Annotated in this window: 12 protein-coding genes; 2 read left to right on the top strand and 10 right to left on the bottom strand. The window is 66.4% G+C overall.

All coding sequences use genetic code 11. The features are described 5' to 3' along the window. Positions 1-20 precede the first annotated feature (20 nt). The 9 genes from O0J15_RS13205 to O0J15_RS13165 form a co-directional block, all read right to left on the bottom strand. A complete protein-coding gene (locus O0J15_RS13205; protein WP_308305776.1) occupies positions 21-1,385 on the bottom strand; it encodes an aminodeoxychorismate synthase component I in 1,365 nt (454 codons plus the stop codon). Between the two features lie 92 nt (positions 1,386-1,477). Further along, complete coding sequence (fabF, locus tag O0J15_RS13200; protein ID WP_019659496.1) at positions 1,478-2,740, bottom strand: beta-ketoacyl-ACP synthase II; 1,263 nt, start codon at positions 2,738-2,740, stop codon at positions 1,478-1,480. 142 nt (positions 2,741-2,882) lie between these two features. Beyond that, on the bottom strand, positions 2,883-3,122 hold the full coding sequence (gene acpP, locus O0J15_RS13195) for an acyl carrier protein (protein ID WP_005415509.1): 240 nt from the start codon (positions 3,120-3,122) through the stop codon (positions 2,883-2,885). 152 nt (positions 3,123-3,274) lie between these two features. Continuing rightward, entirely contained in the window at positions 3,275-4,018 is a 744-nt protein-coding gene (gene fabG, locus O0J15_RS13190; RefSeq protein WP_138953039.1) for a 3-oxoacyl-ACP reductase FabG, read from the bottom strand. Positions 4,019-4,100: 82 nt separating this feature from the next. After that, complete coding sequence (gene fabD / locus O0J15_RS13185) at positions 4,101-5,045, bottom strand: ACP S-malonyltransferase (RefSeq protein WP_019659498.1); 945 nt, start codon at positions 5,043-5,045, stop codon at positions 4,101-4,103. Positions 5,046-5,192: 147 nt separating this feature from the next. Further along, entirely contained in the window at positions 5,193-5,975 is a 783-nt protein-coding gene (locus O0J15_RS13180) for a serine/threonine protein kinase (protein ID WP_019659499.1), read from the bottom strand. A gap of 76 nt (positions 5,976-6,051) precedes the next feature. Then, on the bottom strand, positions 6,052-7,029 hold the full coding sequence (locus O0J15_RS13175; protein WP_019659500.1) for a beta-ketoacyl-ACP synthase III: 978 nt from the start codon (positions 7,027-7,029) through the stop codon (positions 6,052-6,054). Between the two features lie 91 nt (positions 7,030-7,120). Continuing rightward, positions 7,121-7,315 (bottom strand): 50S ribosomal protein L32, encoded by a 195-nt coding sequence (gene rpmF / locus O0J15_RS13170; RefSeq protein ID WP_005408308.1) that lies wholly within the window; start codon positions 7,313-7,315, stop codon positions 7,121-7,123. A gap of 107 nt (positions 7,316-7,422) precedes the next feature. Further along, positions 7,423-7,932, bottom strand: coding sequence for a YceD family protein (locus O0J15_RS13165; RefSeq protein WP_019659501.1), 510 nt, complete (start codon positions 7,930-7,932; stop codon positions 7,423-7,425). A 113-nt stretch (positions 7,933-8,045) separates the two neighbouring features. Between O0J15_RS13165 and O0J15_RS13160 the strand changes: the two genes are divergently transcribed. Continuing rightward, positions 8,046-8,615 carry a nucleoside triphosphate pyrophosphatase gene (locus O0J15_RS13160; protein ID WP_019659502.1) on the top strand — a complete coding sequence of 190 codons (570 nt, stop codon included), beginning with the start codon at positions 8,046-8,048 and terminating at the stop codon, positions 8,613-8,615. A gap of 101 nt (positions 8,616-8,716) precedes the next feature. On the opposite strand, the gene O0J15_RS13155 is transcribed toward O0J15_RS13160, so the two are convergent. After that, positions 8,717-10,552, bottom strand: coding sequence for a glycosyltransferase family 39 protein (locus tag O0J15_RS13155; RefSeq protein ID WP_308305775.1), 1,836 nt, complete (start codon positions 10,550-10,552; stop codon positions 8,717-8,719). Positions 10,553-10,594: 42 nt separating this feature from the next. On the opposite strand from O0J15_RS13155, the gene O0J15_RS13150 reads away from it, so the two are divergent. Further along, positions 10,595-11,548 carry a MoxR family ATPase gene (locus O0J15_RS13150; protein WP_021202627.1) on the top strand — a complete coding sequence of 318 codons (954 nt, stop codon included), beginning with the start codon at positions 10,595-10,597 and terminating at the stop codon, positions 11,546-11,548. The last annotated feature ends 21 nt before the right edge of the window (positions 11,549-11,569 follow it).

Genomic DNA, 11,569 nt, shown 5'->3' with positions numbered 1-11,569 from the left:
TTGCCGGCCAGCGGCCGGCACTACCCCTGCTGGCCGAGCGCGCGCAGCAGGCCGCGGGCCTTGGCGCGGGTCTCGTCCAGTTCCTTGTCCGGGTCCGAATCGACCACGATGCCGGCGCCGGTGCGGAAGCTCACCTCGTGGCCATCCACTTCGGCGGTACGGATCAGGATGTTCAGGTCCAGGTCGCCATCGCGGTTCAGCCAGCCGAACGCGCCGGTGTAGGCACCGCGCGGCACCTGCTCCAGCTCGCTGATGATCTGCATGCAGCGCACCTTGGGGCAGCCGGTGATGGTGCCGCCCGGGAACGTGGCGGCGATCACCTCGCCGGGCGTGACCTCCGGGCGCAGGTGGCCGCTGACGTTGCTGACGATGTGGTGCACATGCGCGTAGCTCTCCACGGTCATCAGCTCATCGACCACCACGGTACCGGGCAGGCAGATACGGCCCAGGTCGTTGCGCTCCAGGTCGATCAGCATCACGTGCTCGGCACGCTCCTTGGGGTGGCCGACCAGTTCCTGGATGCGCGCGGCATCATCGTCGCCCTCGAAGCGCGGACGCGTGCCGGCAATAGGACGCGTCTGCGCGTGGCCGGCATGCACCGACACCAGCCGTTCCGGCGAGGAACTGACCACGTGGCGGCCGTGCGCGCTGAACAACCCGGCGAACGGTGCGGGGTTGGCACGGCGCAGCTGCGCATACAACGCCTGCGGGCTGACCGGCGCGGCGAACTGCGCGCTCCAGCGCCGCGACAGGTTCACCTGGAACACATCGCCGGCACGCAGGTAGTCGATCACCCGGCGCACGCCATCGGTGAAGCGCTGTGGCGCATCCTCGCCGACCGACTGCGGCGGCTGCCAGCCCTGCCCGGCCTCCGGCAATGCCTGCGACGCCAAGGTCATCAGCGCCTCCAGCAGGGTCTGCTCACCGGCTTCGGCGATGACGAAGCTGGCGTCGTTCTGGTGGTCGTGCAGCACCGCGGCCGGGCAGCGCAGCGCCAGCGCGGTCGGGCGGCCGTCCGCGCGCGCGTGCGCCGGCAGCACCGGTTCGATCTGGCTGGCCACTTCGTAGTCCAGCATCAGCGCCCAGCCGCCACGGAACGGCAGGCTGTGGCTGCCGTCGTGCGGCAGACGTTCGTGCTGCCAGGCGCGATCCAGCGCCTGCAGGAACGTGCCGGGCTGCACGGCACCCTGCAGGTCGCGCACCTGGCCATCGGCGTCCAGCCGCAGGCCCTCGCCCTGCGTGGCCAGCAGCAGGCTCCAGCGGCCCTGGGCGGTGCCCGAGGCGGTGGATTCCATCAGCAGCGGGAAGCGCGCCGGGTCATGATGCTGCAGGGCCAGCAGATCGATCGGGTGCGGCAGCGGTTGGATCAGCGGTGCGTGGGTCATGATGGCCAGTTCAGGGATTCAGATGCACGGAAGCCGCCTTGCGGCGGCTCCGTAGAACGCGGCATCGAGCATGGCCCGACGCTACAACTCGGTCAGACGCGCTTGAAGATCAGCGTGCCGTTGGTGCCGCCGAAGCCGAAGCCATTGGACATCACCACGTCGACCTTGGCCTGGCGTGCTTCGTTAGGCACGTAGTCCAGGTCGCAGCCTTCGCCCGGCTGCTGCAGGTTGATGGTCGGCGGAATGACGTTGTCCTGCAGCGCCATCACCGAGAAGATCGCTTCCACGCCGCCAGCAGCGCCCAGCAGGTGGCCGGTCATCGACTTGGTGGAGCTGACCATCATCTTGTAGGCGTGGTCGCCGAAGGCGGTCTTCATGGCCATGGTCTCGCCCAGGTCGCCCAGCGGCGTGGAGGTGCCGTGCGCGTTGAGGTAACCCACCTGTTCCGGGGTCACGCCCGCGTCCTTCATGGCCATGACCATGCAGCGCGCGGCGCCTTCGCCGTTCTCGCTCGGTGCGGTCATGTGGTACGCGTCGGAGCTGGCGCCGAAGCCGGCCAGTTCACAGTAGATCTTTGCGCCACGCGCCTTGGCGTGCTCGTACTCTTCCAGGATCAGGATGCCGGCGCCGTCGCCCAGCACGAAGCCGTCACGGTCCTTGTCCCACGGGCGCGAAGCCTGTTCCGGGGCGTCATTGCGGGTGCTCATGGCCTTCATCGCGCAGAAGCCACCCAGTGCGGTCGGCGAGGAGCCACGTTCGGCACCGCCGACCACCATCACGTCGGCGTCGCCGTACTGGATCATGCGCATCGCGGTACCGATCGAATGGTTCGAGGTCGCGCACGCCGACACCGCCGAGAACGACGGGCCCTTCAGGCCGGTGATGATGCTCAGCTGGCCCGGCAGCATGTTGATGATGGTCTTGGGCACGTAGAAGGGCGAGATCTTCTTGCCCTCGTGGAACTCGATGGTCTGCTCTTCGATGCCGAGCAGGCCGCCGATGCCGGCGCCGACGATGGCGCCGATGCGCTCGGCATTGGCGTCGGTGATCTCCAGGCCCGAGTCATGCAGGGCCATGAACGAGGCACCAAGGCCGTAATGGATGAACGGGTCCATCTTCTTGGCATCCTTGCCGCTGACCCGGAATTTGCCGAACAGTTCGTTGTCGGCGGTGATGTCAAAGCCCTTGACCTCACCTGCAATCTTGGTGGTGAACCGATCCAGGTAGGCATCAGAAATGTTGGTCAGCGGACCGATGCCCGAACGACCGTGGGTGATGCCTTCCCAGCTGCTGGCCAGATCATTGCCCAACGGCGAGACGATACCCAGGCCGGTTACGACGACGCGACGCTTCATTGCTGATTCTCCTGACCCGAAGGTTCAATCGGGTAACACGGTTTGCTTCGGTGTGATGCCCAAACACACGGGGCCGCAACTGCGGCCCCATGGGGTGCGGTGCGCGGCGAGCGTGAGCCCGCGCGCGCACTGCCGTCTGACATCAGGCCTTGACGTGGGCCTTGATGTAGTCGATGGCGGCCTGCACGGTGCTGATCTTCTCGGCTTCTTCGTCCGGGATCTCGCACTCGAATTCTTCTTCCAGGGCCATCACCAGCTCGACGGTGTCCAGCGAGTCAGCGCCCAGGTCATCGACGAACGATGCGCTGTTGGTGACTTCTTCTTCCTTGACGCCAAGCTGTTCGACGACGATTTTCTTGACGCGTTCTTCGATGGTGCTCATGGGATCTCGCTCCAGATGGAGTTGTGGTTCAAAAGTGGTCGCCATCAAGGGCGATGGCCGTGGGATAGTGTAGTGGAAACCGGCGCGGCCTTGCATTGCAGCAAAAACCTCCGCAGATCAACCACTTGCGGCGCAATCCCTGCGCCCCTTGCTTACGGCATGTACATGCCGCCGTTCACATGGAGGGTTTCGCCGGTGATGTAACCGGCAGCCGGGCTGGCCAGGAACGCCACCGCATGGGCGATGTCCTCCGGCGAACCCAGGCGTTCGAGGGCGATGTCGTTGATCAGCGCGGTACGCGCTTCTTCCGGCAACGCCTTGGTCATGTCGGTGTCGATGAAGCCGGGTGCGACAACATTGACGGTGACGCCGCGCGAGCCGATTTCCTTGGCCAGCGACTTGCTGAAGCCGATGATGCCGGCCTTGGCGGCCGCGTAGTTGGCCTGGCCGGCGTTGCCGGTCACGCCCACCACCGATGCGATGTTGATGATGCGGCCCTTGCGCGCCTTCATCATGCCGCGCATCACCGCCTTGCTGGTGCGGAACACGCTGGTCAGGTTGGTGTCGATGATCGACGCCCAGTCCTCGTCCTTCATGCGCATCAGCAGGTTGTCGCGGGTGATGCCGGCATTGTTGACCAGGATCGAGATCGGGCCGAATTCCTTGGCGATGCCATCGAGCACGCTGTCCAGCGCAGCGGCGTCGGTGACGTTCAGCGCGCGGCCGTGACCGCCGTAGGCGGCCAGGCGCTCACCGATCGCGGCGGCGCCGGATTCGGTGGTGGCGGTGCCGATGACGGTGGCGCCCTGGGCGGCCAGCAGATCGGCGATGGCGGCACCAATGCCACGGCTGGCACCGGTGACCAGTGCGATTTCACCCTGCAGGGGCTTGCTCATGTTGTTTTCCTCAGACGGGAGCGGCCGCCGCACCGTGCCGCTTGCAGCGGCCACCGGTACGGTCGGCAGGAAACAGGGAAGGTCAGGCCGACCATGCCTCGCGGGCAGCTTCAAAGTCGCCCGGCGTGGCCAGAGGACGGCCGTCGATGGCCTTGTCGATGCGCTTGACCAGGCCGGTCAGCACCTTGCCTGGGCCGCACTCGGCGATCTGGGTGATGCCGCGGGCGGCCAGCGCCTGCACGCAACCGGTCCACTGCACCGGCTGGTACAGCTGCTGGACCAGCGCGGTGCGGATGGCGTCCACGCCGTCGTGCACCTGGGCATCGACGTTCTGCACCACCGGCAGCTGCGGCGCCTGCCAGGACAGGCCGGCCATCACTTCGGCCAGGCGGTTGGCGGCTTCGCGCATGAGCGGGGTGTGCGAGGGCACGCTGACGGCCAGCTTGACCGCCTTGCGCACGCCCTTCTCGGCCAGCAGCGCCAGTGCACGGTCGACCGCATCGGCGTCGCCACCGATCACGATCTGGCCCGGCGAATTGAAGTTGGCCGGCACCACCACCTGGCTGCCTGCGGCTTCGGCGCAGACGTCCAGCACCAGCTGGTCTTCGGCACCGAGCACGGCGGCCATGGCCCCGACACCGGCCGGTGCCGCTTCCTGCATCAGCTGGCCACGCAGGCGCACCAGGTGCGCACCGTCATGCAGGCTCAGCGCGCCGGCGGCGACCAGGGCGGTGTACTCGCCCAGGCTGTGGCCGGACAGCACCGACGGGCGCGGGCCGCCCACGGCGTTCCAGGCGCGCCACACGCCGATGCTGGCGGCCAGCAGGGCCGGCTGGGTGTATTCGGTACGGTTGAGCATTTCCTCCGGGCCGCCCTGGGACAACGCCCACAGGTCGACACCGGCACCATCGGATGCCTCGGTGAAGGCTTCACGCACCTGCGGGTGCAGTTCGGCCAGCTCGGCCAGCATGCCCACAGACTGCGAGCCCTGGCCGGGGAAGACAAAAGCGAGGGTGGATACGGTCACGCGGTCATCCGCTTGTTGCAATCGAAGCGGGCCATGATAAGGGGGAATCCGCTGTGTCGTCTGTACGTGCGCGTATGCAGGCGTATGGAGCAATGACAGGGTCAGATCCCTTTTCCACCGGAAATGGGATCTGACCCCGGCCGACGATCAGCAGAACAGCTGCAGGACGTCCAGATCGCCGTCGGCGAGGAAATCCACGCACAGGCCCACCAGCATCAGCACGCCAGCAGTGCTGGCACCGTGGGTGATGAAGATCGAATGGGCCAGCGCGCGCGCTGACCGGCCCAGCTTCATGCAGACCCTGGCCAGGCTGCGCAGGCGGCCACTGACCGCATGCACGTGCTCGCGCACCGGTGCCTGGGCACCGCCCATCGCCTCGGCCATCATCGCCTGCAGGTGCTCGGGGCGGTCGGCATAGTACTTGGCCACGCCATAGCCGAACATCAGCCAGTCGCGGGCCTGGGCTTCGGACAGGTCCATCACTTCCAGTGGATCTTCCTCGAAGTCGATGAAACCGACCTTGTCGCCATCCCAGGTGAGGTTGCGCGGCAACGGCTGGCCGAAATAGGCGCCGCGCGCATGCGCTTCGGCAATGGCCTGCATCGCCGCCATGACCAGCCGATCACGACCGGCCTCGTCGGCCTGGCGCAGGCAGGTATTGAACGAGCTGCCGTTGTCGCCGATTACCAGCGCGGCATGGCCGGTGCCCAGCACGTCAGGCACGTTCACACCTTGCGCCTGCAGTTCTGCAAGGCGGCGGGCCTCGGTTTCGCGTGCGGCGTCGCCGCCACGGTGCGGAGGAGGACGAAGGGCATCGAGGTGGAAACGACGGGCAACAAAATTGAGCAGGCCAAGGGCCAGCGCCCGGCTTCCCTTGCCGTACTGCTTCAGCCAGGCACGTTGCCCTTCGATGACGATGGGCTCAACCATGACAGGTCCTCCTTAAACGCGTTACGGCCCCGGAGGGCCGCAACGACAAAGCTTCACATTGTCGTAACTTGCACTATCAATAGCGCAACAGAGCCGAACCCCACGTGAAGCCACCACCGAAGGCCTCCAGCAGCAGCAGCTGGCCGCGCTCGACCTTGCCCGAACGCACGGCGGCGTCGAGCGCCAGCGGCACCGAGCCGGACGAGGTATTGCCATGCTTGTCGACAGTCACCACCACCTGGTCCATCGACATCTCCAGGCGCTTGGCGGTGGCTTCGATGATGCGCAGGTTGGCCTGGTGCGGAATCAGCCAATCCAGGTCGGACTTGTCCAGGCCGTTGGCGGCCAGGGTCTCGTCCACGACCGAGTCCAGCGCCTTGACGGCGTACTTGAACACGTCGTTGCCCTTCATGTTGATGGTGCCGCCACCGTTGGCGCCGTCCTTGAAACCGCTCGAGACGCCGACCGGGTTCCACAGCAGTTCCTTCTTGCTGCCGTCGGCATGCAGGTGGGTGCTGAGGATGCCGGTCTCTTCGTCGGCCTTGAGCACGACGGCGCCAGCGCCATCGCCGAACAGTACGCAGGTGGTGCGATCGTTCCAGTCGACCATGCGGGTCAGCGTTTCGGTGCCGATCACCAGCACGTGCTTGCAGTCACCGGAACGGATGAATTTATCGGCCACGCCCAGCGCGAACACGAAGCCCGAGCAGGCTGCGTTGACGTCGAAGGCGGGGCACCCGGCCACACCGAGCTTGGCCTGGATCAGGCACGCGGTGGACGGGAAAATAAGGTCAGGCGTGGTCGTACCCACCACGATCATGTCGAGCTGCGAAGCGTCGATGCCTGCGGCTTCCAGCGCGCGCAGGGCGGCGTTGTAGCCAAGGTCGCTGGTGGTTTCGCCTTCGGCCGCGATGTGCCGTTCACGAATGCCGGTGCGCGACTGGATCCACTCGTCCGAGGTTTCGACCATTTTTTCAAGGTCGGCGTTGGTCAGGACTTTTTCCGGCAAATAGCTGCCGGTGCCCGCGATCCTCGAGTAGATCCGCTTGCTCATCATGTTTCCTGTTGCGCGGGCCGCCGATCACCGGCACGCCCGGGAAAGAAGGCAAAGGCCGCTGCCCGGAGGCAGCGGCCTTCCCGGCACATCAATCTTCTTCGACGGCCGAGGTCTTGGTCTGGATGACCTTCTTGCCGCGGTAGAAACCATCGGCAGTGATGTGGTGACGCAGATGCACTTCGCCGGTGGTCGGGTCGGTCGACAGCTGCTTGGCGCTCAGGGCGTCATGCGAACGGCGCTGGCCGCGGCGGGACGGGGTAACACGGGATTTCTGGACAGCCATGGGATTGCTCCAAACTCGGTTCGTTTTGCTTCGTCGTTTCGTCGCACAGGACGCCAGCGCCCAGCACACTTTTCGCTTTCGCCGCAGCCGCCGACGACAACCGGCTGCTATTGTTTCTTCAATGCCGCCAACGCCGCAAACGGGTTGGCCTTCTTTGTTTCTTCTTCGCTCGGCGCCCAGTCCTTGTCGACTGCTTCACCGTCGGGCGACAGCGGTACCACCGGCACCGCCAGCACCAGCTCGTCCTCGACCAGATCCAGCGGCTTCAGCTGGCCATCTTCCGGCACCAGCAACGCCTCGTATTCCTCCGGCAGGGACGATTCCTCGTCCTCGTCGCGGATCAGGCCAAGCCTCTGGGTCACCTTCACCGGCAACAGGAATCGCTGCATGCTGCGCTGACAGGTCAGCGGCAACGCGGTGTCGATGGTCAGTTCCACATAGGATACCCGCAAGACGTCGTCGCGACCGAATTCAAGCGAGTAGACGCACTCGCCGTCGGTATCTGCGACCAACCCCTGCAGGCGGGTCAATTCAGCCAGGGAGACCTGACCGTCGAAGCGCCTTCGCGCTACAACCATCCGCCAGGCATCCAGCGTTTCGGGCACGTTCGCGGACATAAGCCGCTGAATACTAAGGATCGGAGCGGCGGCTGTCAAATGCCCGCCATACAGGACTTGCCGCTGGCGCTGCAGACGGGCCAGACTGCTTCGCCCTGCCCCGGTATTGTCGCATGTCACTGGTCCTGGCCTCCACGTCCCGCTACCGCCGTGAACTGCTGCAGCGGCTGGGCCTGCCCTTCGACTGCGCGCGCCCTGAGGTGGATGAAACCCCGTTGAACAACGAAGCGCCCTTGGCCCTGGCCACCCGCCTGGCCGCCACCAAGGCGGTCGAGGTGGCGTGCCGGCATCCCGGCGCGTGGGTGATCGGCTCGGACCAGGTCGCGGACCTGAACGGCCAGCCACTGGGCAAACCGGGTACGGTCGAGGCCGCCTGCGCACAGCTGGCGGCGATGTCCGGGCAGACCGTGCACTTCCATACCGCCGTCTGCCTCAGCCGTGATGGAGCATCATTCACGGCCACCGATCTGACCGAGGTCCGCTTCCGCGCACTGGAACCGGACGAGATCGCCCGCTACGTGGCCACCGAACAGCCGCTGGACTGCGCCGGCAGCTTCAAATGCGAGGGCCTGGGCATCAGCCTGTTCGACGCCATCGACAACCGCGACCCGACCGCGCTGATCGGCCTGCCGCTGATCACGCTATGCGGATTGCTGCGCAGGGCAGGTTTCGCGGTGCCGTGAACGGTAGAGCCGAGCCCATGCCCGGCTGTTTTTTTTGAGGCTGCCTGCATCTGAAGCAGAAGCAGCCGAGCATGGGCTCGGCTCTACAGGACCAGAGGACCTCAACGAACCTCGAACGGCTGCTCCTGCCACGCCTCCACGCTGCCATCGCGGCCATGCAGGCGCAGCCCGAGCCAGTGCTTGCCCGGAGCCAGCGTGGTGGTATCCAACGATGCGTCGAAGCCCACCGCCGGATGCTGCGGATCGGTACTGTCCGGCCAGGTGTGGCGCACGTCGAACACACGCCCGTAGCGGGCATCACCGATGGAGCGGCCATCGACCAGCACTTCAACCCGCGCCAGGCCGACGCCATCCTTGAACGCCCAGCCCTTGATCGCGAGCGTGCCGGACACCTTCTCGCCGTTGGACGGCGCATCCAGCCACGCCATCGCCGGCGTCACGCACGGCCCTTGCGCGCGCTGCACCGGCAGGCGGAACAACAGGAAGCGCTGGAATCCGTGATCACTGCTGACCACGCGTGGCGCAGGCAGCGGCCCCACCTGATCGCAGATGGCGTGATAGCGCGCCAGCAGTTCGCGATAGCGCTGGTCGCTGGGTGACAGCACCAGCAGCATCGGCGCCGTGCGCTCGCCCTGATGCAGCAGGCCCCACTGTGCCAGCTGTGCGGTGCGGCCATGCTTGTCATTGAGCGGATGCGGCAGCACCTTGATGTTGCCATTGCCCAGCTGGAAACCCAGTTCAGCGCCGACCTTGAAGTTGCCGGCCAGCACGCGTGTCCCTTGCGGCATCTGCCGCAACTCCTCGCGCACCGCTACCGCCAGGGGTTGCCAGCCGGCGAAATTGCGCGGGTAGTACTTGCTGCCGGCCATCTGCTCGCGCAGTGCCGGCGTGGAGGCCATCAGGTAGTAGCCGAAGGCCAGCACCATGCCCGCACCGGCCAACCACCAGCCGGTGCGGCGCAGCCAGCGCGGCCAGCCGTTGAGCACCACCGGCACCGCCACCAGCAGTGCGAGGTAACCCGGCAGCGGCCAGTGGAAACTGATCCGCTCGACGTCAGTAAAGAAGCCGAGCACGAAAATGCCCAGCGTGGATACGCCGCCCACCAGGCCGAAATAGCGCCACTGCACGCGCGCGCCGCCACCGCTCCGGGTTCCTGCCAGCGCCACCTTCCACATCGCCATGCACAGGATCGGCGTCACCAGCATCGGCTGGATCACCAGGAACCACAGCCCGCCCCATTCGAAGGCCCAGGGATGACGCTCGACCACCTGGAATTTCAGCCCGGCATCGTGGTTGTCCGCATTCCACGCCAGCAGTGGCAGCCACGCCAGCACGCCCACCGCCAACGCGACCCATACGCGCGGATCGGCCAGCATGCGCCGCCCCTGCGGCAATGCCAGCAGCGCAATGAAACCCACGCCGATGACACCGATGAAGCGGTAATGGCTGAGCGCACCGATCAACAGGCCCAGCGCCAGCTTCATCGCCGAGGAGGCATCCACGTTGTGCAGCAGGCGCGCGCCGGCATGCAGGCAGATCACCGCCGCCAGTGCCATCGGCACGTCCGGCACCGCCAGCAGGCCCAGCGTCGCCGACAACGGCATCAACAGCGTGAGGCTGCCCGCCTGCCAACCGGCCACGTTGCCGAACCAGCGCGTGGCCGTGCGCACCACCAGCAGCGGCAGCAGCGCACCGATGGCCAGGAATGGCAGGCGCAACGCGAGCACGTGATGGCCACCGATCTCAACGCCCAGCCGGGCCAGCCACGCGGTCAGCCCGGGCAGGTCCGAATAGGCTGCGGCCAGATGCTGGCCTTCCTGCCAATAGAACGCTTCGTCGACGAACAGCGGCAGGCGCGCGGCAACGATCAGCTTGGCCGCTGTGACCAGCGTCCATAACCAGAGAAATATCGTCCGTGCGCGCTGTTCGCCTTGCATTGCTCTATGGATAATCGAGTGGATTCCAGATCTGAGACGATCATGCCAGCCTCGTCCCCCAATCCCAGCATGCTAACCGATCAATTGCGTCAGGCCCTGCGGGAGGCACAGGATCAGGTCAACGCACTGGTGCTGGGCAAGGTGCCGGAAGTCAGGCTGGCCTTCGTCGCATTGCTGTCCGGCGGCCACCTGCTGATCGAAGACCTGCCCGGCCTGGGCAAGACCACGCTGGCGCATGCGCTGGCCAGCAGCCTGGGCCTCAGTTTCCAGCGCGTGCAGTTCACCTCAGACCTGTTGCCCGCCGATGTGCTGGGCGTGTCGGTGTATGAAGCCGGCAGCCGCCAGTTCCAGTTCCACCCAGGCCCGGTATTCACCCACGTACTGCTGGCCGACGAGATCAATCGCGCCCCCCCGCGCACGCAGAGCGCGTTGCTGGAAGCGATGGCCGAGCAGCAGGTCACCCTGGACGGGCAGACGCACCCGCTGCCGGACCCTTTCTTCGTCATCGCCACACAGAACCCGGTGGACCTGTCAGGCACCTTCCCGCTGCCGGATTCACAGCTGGATCGCTTCCTGCTGCGGCTGGCGATGGGCTATCCCAGCGCCCAGGCCGAGCGCGAGCTGCTGCGTGGCAGCGACCGCCGCGACCTGATCGCGCGGGCCGTGCCGAAGCTGGATGACACCCAGGTGCGCACGTTGCGCGACGCGGTGAACCAGGTGCATGCCAGCGACGCGCTGATCGACTATGTGCAGGCCCTGCTGACCCGCAGCCGCCAGCACGCAGGCGTGCGCGTCGGCCTGTCGCCGCGTGCCGGCCTGGCGCTGCTGCGTGCAGCCAGAGCACATGCACTGCTGCTGGGTCGCGGGCATGTGGTGCCCGAGGACGTGCAGACGCTGTTCGTCGCCGTGGCCGGCCACCGGTTGGTGGCGGAAGCCGAATCCAGTTCGGGGCCGGCATTGGCACGCGCGATCCTGCAGACCGTCGCGGTGGATTGAACGTGGCCACACGCTGGGCAC

It is taken from the genome of Stenotrophomonas sp. Sm10, from assembly GCF_030985515.1.
GTDB classification, from domain to species: domain Bacteria; phylum Pseudomonadota; class Gammaproteobacteria; order Xanthomonadales; family Xanthomonadaceae; genus Stenotrophomonas; species Stenotrophomonas hibiscicola.
The sequence above is the reverse complement of the archived record's forward strand: the minus strand, read 5'-3'. Positions and strand labels throughout refer to the sequence as shown.